Here is an 18782-nt window from a genome sequence, read left to right as displayed (position 1 = left end):
TGCTCCCGCTATCCGTTCGCTGGTTTGGCGAGGTAGGTGATATCTTGACTCGTGGCGTCGTCTTCGGCTTTGATCACCCGCTCGTTGGCATCGAACCAACGCTCGGCCGTGATCAAATCAACCATAGAGCGAACGACGTTGCCGTTGCTCCGCTCGAGAAAACCTTGCTGCACTCCGACGTTTTGCGCCGCGGCCGCGTTCGCGTTGCCGGTATCGACGAAGTTGTTGTCGCCCTCTTTGCGCAGCGCGAGCAGATTGCCGAACGACGCAACCTGCAGCGTACCGACCTGCGTCGATGCCGCGGCGGTCTGTCCGGCTTGGGGCGCTTGCGTGATGGTACCGTCGGGATTGAACGTCACTGGACCCTGCTGCGTGTTGAAGTTGATCGCTTGCCCTTGCGTGTTGAGCACGGGATTGCCGTCCATCGTGCGCAGCGTGCCGTTCGCATCGAGCGCGAACTGACCGTCGCGCGTATACCGAACGCCGTTGGGCGTGCCGATCGTGAAGAACTGATTCGTGCCGGTCAGCGCGATGTCGAGAGGGTTGCCGGTTTGCTGCAGCGGCCCTTGCGCGAAGTCTTCGGGCGTGTCGTAGACCTGCGATCCGGTTCCGAGTGCGCCGACGGGAACCGCAACGGGAACGCCCGGAAGCGCGCGCCCGGCGGCATGTCCGGGATCGGTTTGAATTCGGTAGATATCGAGCGTTGGAGCCGACTCAATTTGCAGCAGCGTCTGCTTGAAGCCGCTCGAGTTAACGTTGGCGAGATTGTTCGCAACGTTATCGGCTTGGCTCTGGGCTACGAGTGCTCCACTCGCCGCGGCGTACAGGCCACGTACCAAAACAAAAACCTCCGCACGAGCCGGTTATTTCCTGCGAAACCGTCAATCGATCGGGTTCCGCCGCGGCTCCACCTCGTGCAAAGGCGTCCAGCCGCGTCTATCACGGTCATCGGTTATTTAAAGAGAGAGTTTAGCCGAATACCGGAAGCGTGACGTCGCCGATCGCCCCGGCGCTCGAAAAAGCGCTGATCCATCACCGCCATGGCCGGCTGGACGAGGCGGCCCGGTGCTACGAGGGGATCCTGCTCGCTGACCCCGGCGACTTCGATGCAAGATACTACCTTGCGCAGATGCGCGCCGCCCAAAAACGCTACGACGACGCCTACGCGCTCATGTGCGAAGCGGCGGCGCTCCGCCCAGACTCCATCGAGGCGCACTATCACGTCGGTGCTCTTCTGCTCGCACTTGGCCGGCCGAACCAGGCCATGGCGCAGCTTAACGCCACGCGCAAACGCGCCCCGGCGCACGTAGCGACCCTCATCGGGCTCGGCGCGGCGTTGCACGCGCTCGAGCGCCTCCGTGAGGCTGAGGCATGTTACCGCAACGCCGTCGCACTCGCACCGGAATCGCCGGAGGCTCTTCGCGGCCTTGCCGGGATCCTGGCCGCCGCGGATCGACCGAAGGACGCGCTCGACCCGCTTCACCGGCTGCTCGAGCTCGATCCGCACGACGCGCGAACCCACTCGACGCTGGGCGGCGTTCTGCGCAGGCTGGAACGCTATGACGAAGCCTTAGCCCACTGCCGCACGGCGCTCCAGCTCGATCCCGATTTCGCGGAGGCACACGCCAACCTCGGCAACGTCGAACTCGAGCTGGGCGATATCGCCCAAGCCAAAGAGCGCTTCGAGCGCGCGATCGAGCTCGCTCCCGAGAACGTGAATCACTACGGGCGGCTAGCCGTCGTAACGCGATTCACACTAGGGGATCCGCGTCTGGAGACGATGGAACGCTTAGCCCGCGATCCCTCACTGTCGAAGAACGAGCGGATCGGCGCCTATTTCGCACTCGGGAAGGCGCTCGACACAGCCGGCGAGCCGGAACGCGCTTTCGACTACCTCGCGCGCGGAAACGCCCTCAAACGTTCGGTCGTGGACTACGATGCCGGTGAGGAGCTCTCCTCGCTCGCACGCACGTCGGCGTTTGTCGGCCCGGAGTTTATGCGCGAGCGCTCCGGCTGGGGCGATCCGTCGGACCTGCCCGTGTTTATCGTGGGGATGCCGCGCTCGGGAACCACGCTGATCGAGCAGATTCTCGCCAGTCATCCGAGCGTGTACGCCGCGGGCGAACTCCCCCACTTTCAGGACATCGCGCGCGTCGCGCTCGCCGGTGACTCGGAGCGGGCTATCGATGTCGCGGCGATGGCATCAGCCACCCGAGAGCAAATCCGCGACATCGGTGCTCGCTACGTGACTGCCGTGGCACGGATGGCGCCGCAAGCCGTTCGCGTCACCGACAAGATGCCGGCGAACGCCACCTACGTCGGCCTCATGCATCTCGCGCTGCCGCGCGCGCGCATCATTCGCGCCCGGCGAGATCCCGTCGACACCTGCCTTTCTTGCTTTCAAATTCTTTTTGCCGAGGGACAGTCGTTTACGTACGACCTCGGCGAGCTCGGCCGGTATTACCGCGCGTACGAAGCGCTCCTCGATCACTGGGAGCGCGTCTTACCGCCGGGAACCATTCTCGACGTGCGGTACGAAGACGTCGTCGCGGATATCGAGGCCGCGGCGCGTCGCATCGTCGACTTCTGCTGCCTGGACTGGAACGACGCGTGTCTGCGCTTTCACGAAACGCAGCGGCCCGTCCAAACGGCCAGCGTCGTCCAGGTTCGCAAGCCGATTTATCGCGGCTCGGTCGGAAAGTGGCGCCGTTACGCACACCGGCTCAAACCGCTGCTCGACGCGCTCGGCGTCGAGGAATGACGTTCGAAGATATCCTCGACGAGTTCCGAACGCTGGGTGGAGTTGCCGAGAACGTACGCCGCGGCCTCGGCCCGTACGGATATGGCATCTTTCCGATCGATCCGAAACTTCCGGTGCGCTTGCACGCGCCCGAGAAGCTTCTTCTTTTGCCCGAGGACCTCGAGGTATGCGACGGCAAGCTGACCATCCGTGCCGGATCGACGGTTGGCCTGGCAGAGCGCCAACTCTTCGGAACGCTTCAGGAGTACTTCGGCTGGAGTGCGGGCTTGTCCGAAGAGCTTTGGGTCTCGCAGTCCAAGTGGCACGACCTACCCGATGACGTGGTCGCGTTCATCACGCAGATGGGCGCCATTTCCGATCCCCAAGCTCGGTTCGCCGAACCATCGACGAATAATTCTCTTCACCGCTTCGTCAGGAGCCGCGACATCAGGTACAACGGCAAAACGCACCTCATGCCTGTGGTAGATCTGGTAAACCATTCGAGCAGCGCATTGCCTTTCAACCGAACAGCTGGCGTCGGCGTAACCGGGACGTTCGCCGGCGAAGTCCTCGTGCGTTACAACGTCGCGGATTGCTGGGGCAACCTGCTTACGTACGACTTTGTCGATCCATCGCCGTTCGCATACAGCATGGCGCTAGCGGTTGAAGTCTTCGAAACTCGACTCTCTATACTGCGATTGCTGGGTTCGGGCCGGGTCCGCGACGACATTTATTATCCGCAAAAGCGCGTCGACGGCAATACCGTGGAGCTCTCCTTTATGATGCTCGGCAACGCGCGCCAACCCGACTTGCCGCGTGGCATCTTCCGCTATCTGATGCGCGATCACCTCACGCAGCAGCAGGCAGACGACGTGTTCGAGAGCGTCGTTCGCTTCAATCACGACAAATTCGTCGAGGCGTTACGTCTTCTTCGAAGGCGCGAAGCGCCGCTCGTGCGCGCGCTCGAAGAGGCCGCGATCAACCAACTCGATGCTCTCGCCGCGCACGCCGGCGCCCGGCCGCTGTAGACGGCGCAATAAAAAAGGGGACGGTCGAAACCGTCCGCCTTTCACATTCCGCCACCCGGCTGTCGAGAGCGGAAATCGATCAAAATTGCATCTGTTGGACTTCGCTGTAGGCGTCCATCAGCTTGTTACGGATCGCCATCGTAAACTGAAACGCCAGCGAGGCCTCTTCCACCGACTTGATCGTGCCGTCGAAATCGTTGCTCTTGCCGGTCGCAAGGTCTTGCGACATCTGGCTCGCGTTGACCATCTTGTCGTTAACGTCATCGAGCAGCGACTTCACCGTATCTTTGAACGAAACGGCGCCCGCGCCGGCTTGATCGTCGGGAAGGAGCTTTGCGGCCGGACCGCCGGGCGCCACGTCCGGAACGAACGTTCCGGGGGTCACTTTCGAGATCGCGCTGGCGTAGGGGTCGATATCCATCAATTCTCTTTCTGTGGTTTAACTCTGTAGCAGTCCGAGCGACGCCGAATCCATCGACTTGGTCGCTTGAATGGCTGCGACGTTCGCCTCGTACGCTCGCGACGCCGCCATCATGTCGACCATTTCCTTGACGACCTGCACGTTGGGATAATGCACGTAACCGCGCGCGTCGGCCTCGGGATTTCCGGGATCGAACACCATGCGATCGGGACTGTTGTCGTTAGTGATTCCCAGCGCCTCAACGCCCTCGACGTTCGGTTCGGTCGTGTTGACGTCCGACGAAAACGAACTGCCGTTCGTGCCGAACTGCGGGAAACCGTTGCCGGCTTGCGCGGGCCCTTCGGGCGTCTGCGAGAAGACGATGAGCTGCCGTTTGAAGGCCCCGCCTTGCGGCGTGCGCGTCGTGTTGGCGTTGGCGATATTGTTGGCAATCACGTCCATCGCCAGACGTTCGGCCGACAGCGCGGAAGCGCTGATCTCGATCGTATTATAGAAGCCCGGCATTAGTGCGTTTGCTCCTCGATCGATTCGCGCAGCCACGCGTACTGATTCTTGAGCAGCGCCGTCATCGTTTCTTGATAGCCGGAGTTCTGCTGGAGCTTGGCCATCTCTTGATCGAGATCGACGTTGCTGTGATCGACGCGCATCTGGGTCGTCTCGTCGACTTGCGCCTTCGGACCGTACGGAATCGGCGGCAACGCGCCGTTGACGTCGAACTGGCGATCGTCGTCGGTCGCTAGAGCGAGCTCGTCGGGACTGGCCGGCGCGCCGAGGGTCGCAGCCAGGGCATCCTTGAACGACACGGTCGAACGGCGGAAGTTCGGCGTGTTGACGTTCGCCAGGTTGTTGGAGATTTGTTGCTGTTCTTTTCCCGCGCCGTCGACCGCGTTGTTCAACAGATCGACAGTCGGGCCGAACGAGATGCCGCCGACATCACTCATCACATCAGCTATCGGCCTCGCCCGCCTGGTTTTTAAGTGCCGCGACTCGCGAACTGGGCGGCGTGGAGGCGGGCATAGGCGCCTTTTCGTGCCAGCAGCTCCTCATGGGTGCCGATTTCGGCCACCCTTCCCCCCTCGATATAGAGCACCTTATGCGCGCGGCGGATGGTCGTGAGGCGATGGGCGATGATGAGGGTGGTGCGCCCGGGCAAGAGCCGGTCGAGGGCCTGTTCGATCATGGCTTCGGAGTGGCTGTCGAGGGCGCTGGTGGCCTCGTCCAGGATCAAGATTCGGGGATCGCGCAGGATGGCTCGCGCGATCGCGATGCGCTGGCGCTCGCCTCCCGAGAGGCGGACGCCGCGCTCGCCGACGCCGGTCTTGTATCCGTCGGGGAAGCCGCGAACGAAGTCCTCGACGTTAGCGTCACGCGCGGCGGCCACGACCTCGTCGTCGCTGGCCTCGAGCCGGCCGTAGCGGATGTTCTCGAGTACCGAGCCGCGGAAGAGCTGCACCTCCTGCGGCACGATCGCGATCGCGCGCCGGAGATCGGCGAGCTCGACCGTCGCCAGATCGATCCCGTCGACGAGCACTCTGCCGTCTTGCGGTTCGTAAAAACGCGGAACGAGGTTGACCAAGGTGGTCTTGCCGGCACCCGAGGGTCCGACCAGCGCGACGATCTCCCCGGCCTCGATCGTCGCGTTGACGTGCCGCAGCGCCGGCGCCTCCCCCGCGCTATACGTAAAGGAAACGTCGGCGAACTCGATCCGTCCCGCAATGGCCGGCAGCGGCCGCGCCGCCGCGGCGTCGCGGGTTTCCACCGGCAGATCGAGGACTTCGAAGACGCGGCCCGCGCCGACGATCGCCTTATTGATGTCGCCGAAGAAGGCGGCCACGCGATTCATCGGGTTCATCAGGTTGACGAGCAGCGCCCAGTACATGAAGACCGTACCGGTATCGAGACGATGTACGACCACGACCTCGCGGATCGAAAGCGCCATGACCAGTACGACGGCGACTACCATGATCGTCGAAACGACCAGCGGCTGCGTTTGAATGAACTGCGTGAGCTTCATGTAGGCGCCGAAAAAGTCGTCGTTGCGTGTCGTGAACCGTGCGACCTCGAACTCTTCGCGTCCAAAAGCCTTGACGACGCGCTGACCCGACAGCACTTCGGTGAGGTTGGCGGAAAGGTCGGCAATGCGCGCTTGCGCGCGCTGAGTCGACGTCGTGATCAGACGTTGGAACTTCGACACGACGAAGGGAACGACGAGCGCTACGCCCACCAGCGAGAGCGTCAAACGCCAATCCAGGTACATCATCGTCACAAACGACGAAACGAACGTGACCAGCGCGACGACGAGCTGCGGCAGCGAAACGCTCACCGCGTCGGTCATCATCGTCAAGTCTGCCGAGAAGCGCGCCAGCAGCTCGCCCGGGCGCCACTTGTCAAACTCCGAGAGCGGCAGATTCAACAGCCGTTCGAACAGCCGCACGCGCAGGCGCGCGACCAAATGCTGACCGCTCCAGGCGGTCAAATAGGTTTGCGAGTAGGTAGCGACGTTGGCGAGCACGAGAGCGACGAACGTCGCGACGAGCGCCACCGCCAGGGCGTGCAAGTCGGGTTGGGTGCCGCCCGCCGGCGCCAGAACGTGATTGATGATCGTTCGGAAGGCCGCCGGGGGAACGAGCGTCAACACGCCCGCCAGCGCGCCCAAGAGCGTCGCTACGATAATGCGGGGGTAGTAGGGGCGGGCTTCGATCGCCAACCGGTTGAGGATCGAGCGTCGGGTCATCGGCGGCACCGTTTTGCGGCCGGGTGGGCGTGAAACCTCCCGCGGCCCGCGCCGGTAGCTCGTAGTGTTACCGCCAAAGGGGGCCAGCTCACCACCATGGATTGCTATTTTCACTCTAACGTCCCGTCGGTCGCAGCGTGCGTCGATTGCCGTAAGCCGATCTGCGCGACCTGTCGCGACGAACGCGGCAGTTGTCCCGGGTGCCGTCTAGCGGCCAAAGTCGAAGCGGCCACCGCAACGCGCACGCACATCGGCGGACAAGTGCCGCCGCCGCACCCGCAGCCCGCGACCGTTATTCGAAAAGCCGAGGTCGCAACGCTCCCGGACTCCGTTGAGTCCCGCGCGCTCGTTTCGCTGGGATATCCGCTGTGGCCGCTGGCGCTGCTCTCGCTGCTCGATCGCAAGCAATCGCGGTATCTGCGCCGGCAAGCCCTTCAAGCGCTGGGTTTCAACGTCGCAATCCTCGGTATCGGCGGGATCATGTCGGTCGTCGCCAATCTGCCCTGGATCGGACTCGCGCCGTCGGTGCTCTTACCGTTCCTCGTGCCGTTGTTCTTGGTCGCCAGCGTCTACTACGGCATCAAGACCTGGAACGGTGACGACGTACGCGTCCCGATCGTCGGCGACTGGATCGAAGAGCGCTTGCCGCTCGATCAAACCGGTCAACCCGAAACGAACGCGCGATAACGCGCGAGAAACTCACGCGCCGCTGCCTCGTGATCCACGATCGGCGCGGGGTACGAATCGGCGGGAAAGAGCTCGAGGGGAAGTTGCGCGGACGCACCGTCGGTCGGCCACACCGCCATCGGTCGATGCTCGAGCTCCGCAACCCAGCGCCGCACGTACGCGCCGTCGGGATCGTACCGGCGGCGTTGCCGTTCGGGGTTGTAAATGCGCGGATACTGCGCCATATCCGCTCCCACACCCGCGATCCATTGCCAGTTTCCGGTCGCGATCGCCGGATCGTCTTCAACTAGCCACCGGTCCCATTCGTCGCGTCCAACGCGCCAGTCGACGCCGAGATCGAAACAGAGAAACGACGCGGCCACGGCGCGTGCGTGCGGGTGGATCCATCCCGACTCGTGCAGTTGGCGGATCGCGGCGTCGACCAACGGAAATCCGGTCTTACCACCGCGCCAAGAGTCGAGTGCCGGATGCGACCGCGCAAATGAAAATCCGCGCATCTTCTCCTGCAGCGGTTGCTCGTGCGTATCGGGGTGAAACCACGAAAGCTGCAAGAAAAAATCTCGATGTGCGATCGACCGTAAAAAAGCGCGCAGCGAGAGCCGTTCTTCGCTGAGCAGAAACGGGTCGTTCAACCGGTCGCGCGTGGCCTTTACGACGGCGCGAGCCGAGATCGTTCCAAACGACAAGTGCGGCGAGAGATGCGACGTGCGTTCGTCCGACGGGACGCGCGCGGCGACCAGATATTGGATTGCCGACTCGTTGAGAAACTGGCCGAAAATGCGCCGCGCGGCGGCGGCACCGGCGCCGGTTTCCCGATCGCTTCCACCGTATTCGGCAGCCAACGGCAGCGGCTCGCTGTGAAGATCGCTTTCGGCAAAACGAACCAGCAGCGGATGCTCGTGTGAAACGACCGGCAGCTCGCGCCAAACGTCGTAATAGGGTGCGAACGCGCGATATCCCAACCCCGCAATCGAACGCGCCGCGGCGGTCTCCTCCGGTCCGATCGCCGGTGCGTCGTGCACGAGCGTTGCCGAGAGACCCGCTTCTTCGAGTTCCGATTGCAGCCGCTGATCGCTATGCATCGCGACGCCGTCGTAAGCGGCGCTCCACGCAACGCCGGCCGCACCGATAGCGTGCGCGACGTTCTTGATCGTCTTCCCCGCGGGCCCGCGGCGAACGATGAGACGGCTGCCACGCTCGGCCAGCTCGGCATCGAGCGCGCGCACTGCCGCGCAAAAGAACGACGCCCTGCGCGGCGAGTGCGCGAGCCGAGCTTCGAGCGCGCGATCGATGACGAGCAGCGGCAGCACCGCGCCGCGCGCTCCGGCAGCGGCGAGTCCGGCGTGGTCTTCCAAACGCAAATCTCGCGTAAAGCGATAAATAAACGGCCCGTCAGCCATGGCCGCCGGATTTCGTCTGAAGGTAGCCTTCTCCCCGGCGGCGGAATGTTGCGCTCGTGGCCAATAAGGTCTTCATTCGCTTCGCGCAAGCCACCGATCTCGAACGCCTGGTAAAAGACGGCGTCGTCACCGGGGCACCGCCGGCGAAAGAAACGTGGAATCAGCGCATCGTCAAATGGCTGACCGAGCAGCGCGCCGGTCGCCGTTATATTCTCATAGCTGAAGACCACAGCGGACTGCTTGGCATGGTACAGCTGGTGATGAAGCTTCCGGTCGGCTACGAAGATCCCGAGGCCGCTAACGGCATGGACGTGGCGATGATGGAAGGCTTACGACTGCGTCACGACGGTACGGGAAATGCCGAAGTCGGTACCGAGTTGGTGACCGAGGTGCAGCGCCTCGCCATGAAGCGTAACATCAAGACCTTGACGTTCTGCCTTCCGATGAACAACCCGCGCGCAATTCAGCAAGCGCGCAGTTGGGGCTTCGAAGAGTTTCGCATCATGGCGGAACCGACGAAGATGCTGGCGTTTTTTCGCAAGTCCATCGAATAAGCTGCGGAAAAAGAATCGCATCACTGCCGGAGCGATGATGCGAAACTCTTCTCGGTTGAGTGGCTAGGAGAGGACTAAGCGAAGGCGTCTACTGTTGATCGTCGGAGGAGCGGAAGGTAAACGCGTCGCGGTAGACACCCGAAACGGCGCGACCGTTGATCGTCTTGGGCGAGTAGCGCACGCGCATGGCCGCCTTGCAGACGGCGTCGTCGAGCACGAGGAACCCCGACGGTTTGGTGATCGTGCACTTCATCGGCGCGCCCTTTTCGTCGATGAGCACTTCGAAGGCCGTCGTGCCTTCGGCACCCTCGTTGTACGCGATGAGCGACGGATGCGGAACGATCGCGTTTTCACCGCCGACCGGCATCGCGTCGCGAATCACCGAGACGTTTGGAACGATGGCCATCGACTCGGCGCGCGCCACCGGCGGCGGCGCCGTCGCAGCGGTTTTCAACGCCGAAATCGAGCGCTCGTCGCGCAGTGTCGGCACCATTGCCACCAGGCGTACTACTTGCGGCTTCGTCTTGCCCGTGACCGGCTTCGGAGTGGCGGCGATACGCGGTGCGGCCTGTGCGACGACGGGCGCGGCGGGACGGTGCAGCGTGACGACGTTGTGCACCACCTCGAGCCGCGGGGCGGCTGCCGATACGCTCCCGGACGGCGCTGCGTGATGCGTCGCCCGTGGGCGGCGTTCGAGCGTCACTTGCATGCCGCCGAACGCGACGGTCGTGGGCTGCGCATCCGACGACGGCGCCGGAACGGAGATATTGGCCGCGATCAGCGCGTGAAGACCTAACGAAACGACGATCGCCGCGGCGATGCCGGACAGACCGAAGCGCCACGTCATCGCGCGGCGTTTCTGACGCGCCGTCATCCAGCCCCGAAGATCGGGCTGCCACGTTTCGCTCTCTCTCGCGCGCTCGACGACACTCGCCGTGCGCTCGATTTCGCGCTCTCCACCGAACGCGTTGACGCAACGCCGGCAGGCTGCAATATGCCGCCGGTATTGCTCGCGTTCGGCGTCCGAAGCTTCGCCCAGCGCTACCGCGCCGGCAAGCACCTCGGCTCGCGCGCATTCCCCGATCATGTTTCCTCCGTCATCGTTGCTCGTAGAACCCTCATCGCGCGGCACACTCGCTGGCGCACGGCATCGGCCGTCGTTCCCAGCATCGCCGCCGCTTCTTGCGACGAGTATCCTGCGTAACTCGTCAATAGCACCGCCGCCGATTGTTCTGCCGGCAGCCGCTGCAACGCGGCTTGCAGATCCACCGATGCGGCACTGCGCTCGTCGATGCGCCACTCGCCGCGATCGACGTCGCGATCGAGCGGGAGCATCCGGAGGATCTTCTTACGCCGCATGAACGAGATCGCCGCGTTCGTCGCCGCACGATACAGCCACCCGGCCGTCAACTCGCGCTGCGGATCGCCTTTGAGCATGCGATACGCCGCCAAGAACACGTCTTGCGTCAGGTCGAGCGCAGCTTCGGCATCGCCTACCATCCGGCGTACGTAGCGTGCGAGCTTCGTTTGATACTCGCGCACCATGGCATCGATCCGCGCTTCCGCGATCGCCGCCTCGTCGGTCCGGACGTAGACCTCGTCCACTCGACTCGATCCCCCCTTTGACTACCGCAACGTTCGACGCCCGGGCGGCGTGACGCTACCCCCCGATTTCGGAGAAGGCTCTCATTTGAGAGGCGGTCTCGCCCAAGCGCAGGTGGTGACGCTCGGGCTTGATCAGCATGGCCGAGGCCAGCAGCCCGGCGATCGCCTCGCGCCCGGCCCCCGCTCGTAACGGCGCCCGCAGGTCGAGCGCATAGTCCCCGAAGAGGCAGAGCCGCAGCCGGCCGTCGGCGCTCAGCCGGACGCGATTACAGCGCTCGCAGTAGTCGTGCGAGAGCGGGCTGATCACGCCGACCGCTCCGGGCGCCCCTGGGAACGCAAAGTACCGCGCCGGACCGTTTCCGCCGGGCCCCTCAACCGGCTCGATCCGTCCGATTGAAGCGACGCGCTCGAGAATTTCGTCCGACGAGATATACGCATCGCGCGACAGCTCGAGGTTTTCGTGCACGGGCATGACTTCAATGAAGCGCACGAAGACCGGCCGGTCGCGCGTGAGTGCGGCGAACTCGGCGATCTCGTCGTCGTTCTGGTTGCGCATCACGACGCAGTTGATCTTCACCGGCGTCAGGCCGGCGCCGACGGCCGCGTCGATCCCCCGCATCACGCGATCCAGCCCCGGACGGCGTGCGATGGCTTCGAAACGCTCCGGCCGCAGGGTATCGAGCGAAACGTTGACGCGCCGCAATCCCGCCGCGACCAGCTCGGGCAGTTGTTCTTCCAACAGCAGCGCATTGGTCGAGAGCGCGACGTCTTCGATACCTTCGACGCGCGCTATCGCGGCGACCAATCGCGGGAGATTGCGCCGCAGCAGCGGCTCGCCGCCGGTGAGACGAATCGCACGAACGCCGACCGACGCGGCCGCTTCGACGATCGCCACGATCTCCTCGTAGCTGAGAATCTCGTCGCGCGTCAGCCACGCGAGCCCCGCTTCGGGCATGCAATACACGCACCGCAAGTTGCACTTGTCGGTGACCGAGACGCGCAAATACTCGATCGAACGGTTGAAACCGTCCACCAGCGGGGTGCGCGTCAGGTCGATTGTGTTCATTGCTGCGTAAAGACCGAGTCGGAGAGGTCGGGATTGATCGCGTAGTGATCGATGGTCGAGGTGATGTCGGCGACGTAGCCGGGCTCCTCGACGTGACCCGTTTGCGACGTCACCACCGTGTTCCCGTCGACGGCGCCGTAGTGATTGGTCATTTCGGCGTAGCCGCCGTTGGCGTATGCCCAGCGCATCGAGGTCACCGTGGCCGTCGCGTCGTCGACCTTCGCGTCGATGTGATCCACGTTCCCGTGCCTTTTGGGTACCAGGCGAAACGTCGTCACCGCACCGTCGTCGCTCGACACCTTAACGTTGTAGACGCTGTCCCACTGCGACGGGCTTTCGATGTGCGCGTAGAGCTTGTCGAACTGCGAGGCGATTAGCGGCACGCCGCTCGTGAAGACCACCTTCGTTTTGTCGGGCTCTTTGTGATAGTACGTTCCGGTCAGCGAGGCACTCAGAAAAGGAAACGATTTCATGACGACGTTGGCGTGCATCGTGGCGGTAAAGGCGTGCAGATTCGGATTGACTGCCGCCATCCGCGTCAGCAAATCCGGCGCCGCCACCGCGCGCGGTGAGGTTCCGGCAATGAGCGCCAGGAGGACGAGCGGGTATGCCGCACGAGCGATGAACCTGAACATTAGCGAGTGCGGCATACCCCGAGTCCTCCGTCTAGTAACGCGGCCCGAATCTCTTCGCGCACGCTTGGATCTTCTTCCACATCATCACGCCGTTGCAACGCTGTGAGCGCGCTGGGAGAACCAATGCGACCGAGTGCCCACGCCACGTGCGCGCGCACCATCGGATGCGGATCGCGTTCTAGGGCGCGAGCGAGCGCGCTCACGGTCGAGCGATCCCCGGCGTTACCGAGCGCAACGGCCGCATTACGCCGCAACACGGCGGCGCCGCGCCATCCCATGGCGGTCTTGGCGTAGCGTCGTTTGAACTCGCCGCTGCCCAGTCCCAACAGCGATACGAGATCGGGTTCGGCCAGGTTGCCGTCGAGCGGACGGCTGGCGCCGTCTTCGACCGTTCCAGCGCGCTGCGTCGGAGGGCAGACGATCTGACACAGATCGCAGCCCCACACCCACGTTCCGATCAGCGACCGCATCTCGCGTGGAATGGCGTCCCTGCGCTGCGTCAAATCGGCGATGCAGCGCGACGCGTCGATGGTGTAGTCGCCGCGCAGTGCCCGCGTAGGGCACGCGTCGACGCACCGCGCGCAGCTGCCGCAGTTCTTTTTGAGCGGCTCGTCGCGCGGCAGCGCCAGCGTCGTAACGATCTCACCGAGGAAGACGAAGGAGCCCGATCCGGGCGCGATGAGATTGGTGTGCTTTCCGATCCATCCCACGCCCGCCCGAGCCGCAAATGCGCGCTCGGCCAGCGGCCGCGTGTCGCAGGCGATCGCCGTTACCGGCGCTCCGGCAGCGGCATCGATAACCGACGCGACGTCGGCGAGCATCGCGCGCACGCGGTGATGGTAATCCGCCGACCACGCATAGTTCGAGACGCGTCCGCGGCGCACGTCGCGGCGAGTTGCATATCGCGTCGCATAGGGCACGGCAAGACAAACGACGCTGCGCGCGCCCGGCAAAATCTCGCCCGGATCGCTCGCACGGGACGCGTACGTATCGTCGTAGCCCCACGTCGCGAAATCGCCGCGCGCAAACGCATCGCGCATGCGAGCACGCGAAGCTGCGTCGGCAAACGCGTCGGTCACGCGCACGGCCGACGCGCCGAGGCTTCGCGCGCGCTCGACCGCCCGCGCTTTGATCGCGCCGTAGTCGACCCCCACGCCGGCGTCGTTCATAGCGTTGCCAGCGGACCGCGCTTGCCGAGCGGAAATGTCGCGTCGATCGCGTCGACGTCCTCGGAATCCAATACGAGGTCCCCCGCGCCGGCGTTTTCTTCCACGTGTGGAACCGAAGCCGCCTTGGGTATCGTAAACACGTTCGGTTCGCGCGTGAGGAAAGCAAGAATCACCTGCCGCGGCGTTACGCCGTGCTTGCGCGCGACCGAATCTAGAACGCCGCCCGGCTCGCTCTCGCGGCGCGGAAACCCTCCGCGCCCAAACGGCGTATACGCGACGACCGCGATCCCGCGCTCTCGAGCTTGCGGAATCACGTCGTGCTCCGCGCCGCGTTCGCGAAGGTGGTAGAGCACCTGGTTACACGTCAGTGCGACGTCGCGCAAGTAACCCGCGGCTTCGAGCATCTCGCCGGCGTCGAAGTTGCTGACGCCGACGTAGCGAGCTTTGCCCTGCGTGACCAGCGTTTCGAGCGCGCGCATCGTTTCCTCGAGCGGGTGCTCGCTCGGCCAGTGCAGCAAATAGAGATCGACATACTCGACGCGCAGCCGGCGCAAGCTGCGCTCCGCCGCTGCCAGCGTTCCTTTATAGGTAGCGTTTCCGGGCAGCACCTTGGTCGTTAGAAAGAGCTTCGCGCGCGGGATTCCGGCGATGGTCTCGCCGACGATCTCCTCGACCTTGCCCGAGCCATACATCTCGGCCGAATCGACGTGGGTCATGCCCAGTTCGAACCCGCGCAGCAGCGCGGCTTTTGCTTGCGCTAACCGCGGGCCGCTCTCGGGAACGTCCCACGTTCCTTGACCGATGACCGGCAGATCCACGCCGGTTCGCGCAAATGGCTTGCTTCGCATAACGTCTCTTACCGTTTAGAAAAAGTCAAACTCGGCGTTGCGCGCCGCGTAGGCCAGCAACCCGCCGCGCAGATGCACCAAGCGGCCGAACCCCGCATCGCGTAACCGGCCCACGGCCCAGAGCGACTTGACGCCGACGCGGCATGCCACCACGTAGCGTTTCGCGCTGTCGAGCTCGTGCATGCGCGCTTCGAGCTCCGAGGCCGGCATCGTTACCGCTCCGTCGATGGTGCCCAGCACGGCTTCGTGCGGTTCGCGAACGTCCAGCAAGGTCGCGTCGCTCAAGACGGCGTCCAAGTCGCCGGCCTCGATCTCGTCGACTCCGCTCGGCGCCGCTGCCGCGTCGTCGGGCGCCGTTTCGATTGCGTCGGTGATGCTGGGCCCTCGCCCGCACAGCGCGCAACTGGGATCGCGCTCGAAGCAGACGTCGCGCGTGCGTCCCCCCAGCGCGTCGATCAGCAGCAACCGTCCCGCCAGCGTCTCGCCGATCCCAAGCAGAATCTTGAGCGCTTCGTTGGCTTGAAACGCACCGACTATCCCGGCCAAGACGCCCAGTACGCCCCCTTCGGCGCAGGTCGGTACGCTGCCGGCGGGCGGCGACTCGGGGTAGAGACAGCGATAGCACGGGCCGCCTGCCGCACCGAAGACGCTGACTTGTCCGTCGAAGCGAAAGATCGAGCCGTAAGCATCGGGTTTACCTTCGAGCACGCAAGCGTCGTTGACGAGATACCGCGTCGAGAACCGATCGGTGCAATCCAAAACCACGTCGTAGAGCCGCACCAGTTCGCGAGCGTTGTTCGCGTCGAAGCGAATCGGCAGGGCGTCGACGCCGATCGTGGGATTGAGCGCGTGCATCCGTTGCGCGGCGATCGCGGCCTTGGGTTGCCCGACGTCGCTGGTGGCGAAAATCGTCTGACGCTGCAAGTTCGTTTCGTCGACGACGTCGTCGTCCACGATACCGATGCGCCCGACGCCGGCTGCCGCAAGGTACTGCAGCGCGGGCGAGCCCAAACCGCCCGCGCCGATAACGAGCGCGCGCGACGAGGCCAGACGTTCTTGACCGGCAAGTCCGACTTCGGGAATGAGCAAGTGGCGGCTGTAGCGTCGCAGCTCGCGCCGCGCTAGCGTTACGCCCGCGGGTGCCGGTCGTTGAGCCACTGCAGCACCGTACTGCGCGCGCGCTCGCCGGCATACGTGTGGTCGCTTTCGATCGTCTCGAACCACTTCGGCTCCGGCGCGCGCTCGTAGAGTTCTTTCACGCTGCGAGGATTCACCATACCGTCGGCGTTCGCCGCTATATACAGCGCCGAACGCCCCGCCAGGCGCGGCAGCAGCGCCGCGTAACGCTCGTCGACGCCGGCTACCAGCTCGGGCAAGGTCGCGCCAACGACGTACGACGATCGAAAGTCGGTCGCGCCGGCCTTCTGCAAGGCCGCCAACGACGTCGGCCGTCCATACCCCGTCGTGATCGCGATCGTTCCCAGGATCTCCGCATCGAGCGCGGCGGTGAAGATCGCCGTCATCCCGCCCATGCTATGACCCATCGTATACGTTGACGCGTCACCGCGTTCGCGCGCGAAGCGCACCGTCGACGCCATCGCATCGATGCAGTCGTCGACGTCGCGCAGCGTTCCGCCGCTGGAGCCCAGCTTGTGTCCCGGAAAGTCCAGACTATAGATTGCGAAACCGTGGCTGGCAAGAAACGCACACAGAAAGTCGAGATTGTGTTTGCTCGACGAGTAGCCGTGCCCAACGACCAAGGTCACGCCGCGCGCCCGCCGCGGCTCGTAATACAGCACGGCCACGCGGTTGTTCGCGGCGGCAACCGTAAAGAGCTCGAGCGAACTCACGTCTGGTTACAGGCGTTGGCTTTCCATTCGCCTCCGCCGTCGGCATAGAGCTCCTTCTTCCAAATGGGTGCGCGGCGCTTGAGCTCGTCGATGGCGTAACGGCATGCGGCAAACGCCTCGCCGCGATGTTCCGCCGCTACGCAGACCGCAACGGCGATCTCGCCAACCCGCAGGTCGCCCACGCGATGCTCGGCCGCGACGCGGACGTCGCCGAACCGCTCGCGCGCCTCAGCGACGATCGTTTCGAACTCCGACGACGCCATTGCATCGAAAGCTTCGTAGCGCAGCCCGTTGACCGGACGGCCGTCGTCGGCGCGATCGCGCACGATTCCCAAAAACGTCACGACGCCGCCGGACTTCTCCGAACGCACGCGCGCTTCCACCGCGCGCTGGTCGATCGGCTCCCCGACGATGCGCAGCAACGTTAGCCTCCGCCGACCGGCGGGAGAAACGCAAGCTCGTCGCCGTCGGCGAGCGGTTCGTCGAAGGCGGCGATCCGCCCGTTCCGTGCCGCGCGCGTCGACGCTTCCAGGACGCTCAGCTCCGGGACGCGCTGGGTCAGCATCGCCCACGCGTCGGCAACGCACGCGTTGCCGCCGAATTCGAGGGCTTCTTCACGCGCTCCGAGCAACTCGGCGACGCGCGCGAATGCGAGCACGCGCACGCGCGTGCGGACCGTCACGCGCTCTTCTCGGAACGCTGCATCGGGTCGAGCACGTAGCGCTCGATCGCGCGCGCGACGCCGTCTTCCTCGCACGCGTCCGTCACGCGCCCAACGGTTTGCCGAACGTCCGGCGTTGCGTTGCCCATTGCGACGCCGATGCCGGCCCAACGCAGCATCGGTACGTCGTTAGCCGAATCGCCGACGGCGAGCACCGACTGGGCCGGAATCCGCAAATCGGCGCAGAGCCGCTCGAGCGCGTGTTTCTTCGTCGCCTCGAGGCTGGTTACGGCGCACTCTTCCCATTCGCCGAAGACTTCGTACTTGAAATGCAGCGGTACGCCGGAAAACGCTTCGCGCATCGCGTCGACCGATTCGCGGCCGAGAAACCGCAGGAACGTCGGCGCTTCGGTCAGCACGTCGATCAGCGAATGCACTTCCCGCCAGTGCGGTCCGAGCATGTCTTCCATGTAGAGATGCGTGCCGCGCAGCCGATGAAACTTCTCTTCGATGTACACCGCAACGTTGAGCCCGTTGGCTTCGGCGTAATGAATCATCGGAACCGCGTGAACCAGCGGCACCGGAATGTGCCCGAGGGTGCGCCCCGAGAGAAAATCTTTGGTGAGCGCGCCGTGCGCGCAGATCGCCGGAAGGTTGAGGTTGAGTTCGCGCACGATGCGCTCGGGTTTGTCGGTGCCGCGCCCGGTAACGAGGACGACGCGAACGCCGGCTGCGAGCGCCGCTGCAATGGCCTGGCGATTGGCCGGAGAGATGCCGTCGTTGAGGTCGAGAAGCGTGCCGTCGAGGTCGAGTGCGATGAGATCTATCGTTGGTAGCACTCTCTAAATCATATCACGCGCGAGGTGCGACCTTTCAGGCACACGAATCGTTCTTCGAACGTGATTGTTTGGCGCTTCTTCCTTGGGTTGTCTCTCGTAGCGGCACTGCGCCCGGCCGTCGCTGTTTCCGCGCCGGCATGCACGCAGGAGACGCTCAACGTCCGTGGGACGCCGGTGACCATCGGCTACTGCATCGACGGAGCCGCGCGATCGGCCGGCGGCGACGAGATCATCGTGCCGACCGCCGCCTCGTATGGCGCGCCGGGCCACTCGTTTAGCCTCAGCCGGCAACTCCATTTCGTGGCCGGTGAGGGCGTGTCGCGGGTCATCGAAAGCCTCGACCTCACCCGCCTCGGTCTCAGCGGAACGCTGCACCTGACCTTGGCCTATTCGAGCGGCCTCATCCACGTCGAAGGCGCGCTGCTCACCCCCGGAGCCATCACCATCAAGTAGCCCGAGGGAGCGGTTGGCGCAACCCGGTAGGCGAATAGGGTATTCTTAAGACTCGTATGCGGCACCGACGGTACATCGCGTTCAGTAGTTCG

The 18782-nt window shown here is 64.4% G+C and carries 22 protein-coding genes; 5 read left to right on the top strand and 17 right to left on the bottom strand.

Features of this window, described 5'->3' with window-relative positions:
• Positions 1-8: 8 nt before the first annotated feature.
• Positions 9-839 (bottom strand): flagellar hook-basal body protein, encoded by an 831-nt coding sequence (locus tag VGG89_02465; protein HEY1975392.1) that lies wholly within the window; start codon positions 837-839, stop codon positions 9-11.
• 149 nt (positions 840-988) lie between these two features.
• Here VGG89_02465 and VGG89_02460 point away from each other — a divergent pair, with 149 nt between their 5' ends.
• Entirely contained in the window at positions 989-2761 is a 1773-nt protein-coding gene (locus VGG89_02460) for a sulfotransferase (protein HEY1975391.1), read from the top strand.
• Positions 2758-3768: a hypothetical protein gene (locus VGG89_02455; GenBank protein HEY1975390.1), complete on the top strand. Its 1011-nt coding sequence runs from the start codon at positions 2758-2760 to the stop codon at positions 3766-3768. The genes VGG89_02460 and VGG89_02455 overlap by 4 nt, the downstream gene beginning before the upstream one ends.
• 79 nt (positions 3769-3847) lie before the next feature.
• Here VGG89_02455 and VGG89_02450 read toward each other — a convergent pair whose 3' ends face one another.
• The 4 genes from VGG89_02450 to VGG89_02435 are packed head-to-tail and all read right to left on the bottom strand — an operon-like array spanning position 3848 to position 6923.
• Positions 3848-4189 carry a flagellar hook-basal body complex protein FliE gene (locus tag VGG89_02450; GenBank protein ID HEY1975389.1) on the bottom strand — a complete coding sequence of 114 codons (342 nt, stop codon included), beginning with the start codon at positions 4187-4189 and terminating at the stop codon, positions 3848-3850.
• 18 nt (positions 4190-4207) lie between these two features.
• On the bottom strand, positions 4208-4729 hold the full coding sequence (gene flgC / locus VGG89_02445) for a flagellar basal body rod protein FlgC (protein ID HEY1975388.1): 522 nt from the start codon (positions 4727-4729) through the stop codon (positions 4208-4210).
• Positions 4693-5130, bottom strand: a complete 438-nt coding sequence (flgB, locus tag VGG89_02440; protein HEY1975387.1) for a flagellar basal body rod protein FlgB — start codon at positions 5128-5130, stop codon at positions 4693-4695. Before flgB ends, flgC begins: the two co-directional genes overlap by 37 nt.
• A gap of 32 nt (positions 5131-5162) precedes the next feature.
• On the bottom strand, positions 5163-6923 hold the full coding sequence (locus tag VGG89_02435) for an ABC transporter ATP-binding protein (protein HEY1975386.1): 1761 nt from the start codon (positions 6921-6923) through the stop codon (positions 5163-5165).
• Between the two features lie 96 nt (positions 6924-7019).
• Between VGG89_02435 and VGG89_02430 the strand changes: the two genes are divergently transcribed.
• Positions 7020-7610 (top strand): DUF4870 domain-containing protein, encoded by a 591-nt coding sequence (locus VGG89_02430; protein ID HEY1975385.1) that lies wholly within the window; start codon positions 7020-7022, stop codon positions 7608-7610.
• On the opposite strand, the gene VGG89_02425 is transcribed toward VGG89_02430, so the two are convergent.
• Entirely contained in the window at positions 7586-9010 is a 1425-nt protein-coding gene (locus VGG89_02425) for an FAD-binding domain-containing protein (GenBank protein HEY1975384.1), read from the bottom strand. The two genes, VGG89_02430 and VGG89_02425, sit on opposite strands and share 25 nt — an antisense overlap.
• A gap of 56 nt (positions 9011-9066) precedes the next feature.
• Between VGG89_02425 and VGG89_02420 the strand changes: the two genes are divergently transcribed.
• Positions 9067-9564: a hypothetical protein gene (locus VGG89_02420; protein HEY1975383.1), complete on the top strand. Its 498-nt coding sequence runs from the start codon at positions 9067-9069 to the stop codon at positions 9562-9564.
• Positions 9565-9652: 88 nt separating this feature from the next.
• Here VGG89_02420 and VGG89_02415 read toward each other — a convergent pair whose 3' ends face one another.
• Genes VGG89_02415 through VGG89_02365 form a run of 11 tightly spaced genes read right to left on the bottom strand, consistent with a single transcriptional unit; the run spans position 9653 to position 18237 of the window.
• Entirely contained in the window at positions 9653-10651 is a 999-nt protein-coding gene (locus VGG89_02415; GenBank protein ID HEY1975382.1) for a TonB family protein, read from the bottom strand.
• Entirely contained in the window at positions 10648-11169 is a 522-nt protein-coding gene (locus tag VGG89_02410; protein ID HEY1975381.1) for an RNA polymerase sigma factor, read from the bottom strand. Before VGG89_02410 ends, VGG89_02415 begins: the two co-directional genes overlap by 4 nt.
• Positions 11170-11224: 55 nt before the next feature.
• The gene (moaA, locus tag VGG89_02405) at positions 11225-12235 is read right to left on the bottom strand and encodes a GTP 3',8-cyclase MoaA (GenBank protein ID HEY1975380.1); all 1011 of its coding nucleotides are present in this window, start codon (positions 12233-12235) and stop codon (positions 11225-11227) included.
• Positions 12232-12885, bottom strand: coding sequence for a hypothetical protein (locus VGG89_02400; GenBank protein ID HEY1975379.1), 654 nt, complete (start codon positions 12883-12885; stop codon positions 12232-12234). Before VGG89_02400 ends, moaA begins: the two co-directional genes overlap by 4 nt.
• On the bottom strand, positions 12870-14039 hold the full coding sequence (gene queG, locus VGG89_02395; GenBank protein HEY1975378.1) for a tRNA epoxyqueuosine(34) reductase QueG: 1170 nt from the start codon (positions 14037-14039) through the stop codon (positions 12870-12872). Before queG ends, VGG89_02400 begins: the two co-directional genes overlap by 16 nt.
• On the bottom strand, positions 14036-14887 hold the full coding sequence (locus VGG89_02390) for an aldo/keto reductase (GenBank protein HEY1975377.1): 852 nt from the start codon (positions 14885-14887) through the stop codon (positions 14036-14038). Before VGG89_02390 ends, queG begins: the two co-directional genes overlap by 4 nt.
• A gap of 15 nt (positions 14888-14902) precedes the next feature.
• Positions 14903-16045 (bottom strand): molybdopterin-synthase adenylyltransferase MoeB, encoded by a 1143-nt coding sequence (moeB, locus tag VGG89_02385; GenBank protein ID HEY1975376.1) that lies wholly within the window; start codon positions 16043-16045, stop codon positions 14903-14905.
• Positions 16015-16737 (bottom strand): alpha/beta hydrolase, encoded by a 723-nt coding sequence (locus VGG89_02380; GenBank protein HEY1975375.1) that lies wholly within the window; start codon positions 16735-16737, stop codon positions 16015-16017. Before VGG89_02380 ends, moeB begins: the two co-directional genes overlap by 31 nt.
• Positions 16734-17159 (bottom strand): molybdenum cofactor biosynthesis protein MoaE, encoded by a 426-nt coding sequence (locus VGG89_02375; GenBank protein HEY1975374.1) that lies wholly within the window; start codon positions 17157-17159, stop codon positions 16734-16736. Before VGG89_02375 ends, VGG89_02380 begins: the two co-directional genes overlap by 4 nt.
• A 2-nt stretch (positions 17160-17161) precedes the next feature.
• Complete coding sequence (locus tag VGG89_02370) at positions 17162-17419, bottom strand: MoaD/ThiS family protein (GenBank protein HEY1975373.1); 258 nt, start codon at positions 17417-17419, stop codon at positions 17162-17164.
• On the bottom strand, positions 17416-18237 hold the full coding sequence (locus VGG89_02365; protein ID HEY1975372.1) for a Cof-type HAD-IIB family hydrolase: 822 nt from the start codon (positions 18235-18237) through the stop codon (positions 17416-17418). Before VGG89_02365 ends, VGG89_02370 begins: the two co-directional genes overlap by 4 nt.
• A 60-nt stretch (positions 18238-18297) precedes the next feature.
• Between VGG89_02365 and VGG89_02360 the strand changes: the two genes are divergently transcribed.
• The gene (locus VGG89_02360) at positions 18298-18690 is read left to right on the top strand and encodes a hypothetical protein (GenBank protein HEY1975371.1); all 393 of its coding nucleotides are present in this window, start codon (positions 18298-18300) and stop codon (positions 18688-18690) included.
• Positions 18691-18782 lie beyond the last annotated feature (92 nt).

The sequence above is a fragment of the Candidatus Baltobacteraceae bacterium genome, assembly GCA_036488875.1.
Taxonomy (GTDB): Bacteria; Vulcanimicrobiota; Vulcanimicrobiia; order Vulcanimicrobiales; family Vulcanimicrobiaceae; genus JAFAHZ01.
The sequence above is the reverse complement of the archived record's forward strand: the minus strand, read 5'-3'. Positions and strand labels throughout refer to the sequence as shown.

Coding starts and splice junctions, on each gene's coding strand:
- VGG89_02455 (HEY1975390.1), top strand. CDS start 2,758: ATGACGTTCGAAGATATCCTCGACGAGTTCCGAACGCTGGGTGGAGTT.
- VGG89_02450 (HEY1975389.1), bottom strand. CDS start 4,189: ATGGATATCGACCCCTACGCCAGCGCGATCTCGAAAGTGACCCCCGGA.
- flgB (HEY1975387.1), bottom strand. CDS start 5,130: ATGAGTGATGTCGGCGGCATCTCGTTCGGCCCGACTGTCGATCTGTTG.
- VGG89_02435 (HEY1975386.1), bottom strand. CDS start 6,923: ATGACCCGACGCTCGATCCTCAACCGGTTGGCGATCGAAGCCCGCCCC.
- VGG89_02430 (HEY1975385.1), top strand. CDS start 7,020: ATGGATTGCTATTTTCACTCTAACGTCCCGTCGGTCGCAGCGTGCGTC.
- VGG89_02425 (HEY1975384.1), bottom strand. CDS start 9,010: ATGGCTGACGGGCCGTTTATTTATCGCTTTACGCGAGATTTGCGTTTG.
- VGG89_02415 (HEY1975382.1), bottom strand. CDS start 10,651: ATGATCGGGGAATGCGCGCGAGCCGAGGTGCTTGCCGGCGCGGTAGCG.
- moaA (HEY1975380.1), bottom strand. CDS start 12,235: ATGAACACAATCGACCTGACGCGCACCCCGCTGGTGGACGGTTTCAAC.
- VGG89_02400 (HEY1975379.1), bottom strand. CDS start 12,885: ATGCCGCACTCGCTAATGTTCAGGTTCATCGCTCGTGCGGCATACCCG.
- queG (HEY1975378.1), bottom strand. CDS start 14,039: ATGAACGACGCCGGCGTGGGGGTCGACTACGGCGCGATCAAAGCGCGG.
- VGG89_02390 (HEY1975377.1), bottom strand. CDS start 14,887: ATGCGAAGCAAGCCATTTGCGCGAACCGGCGTGGATCTGCCGGTCATC.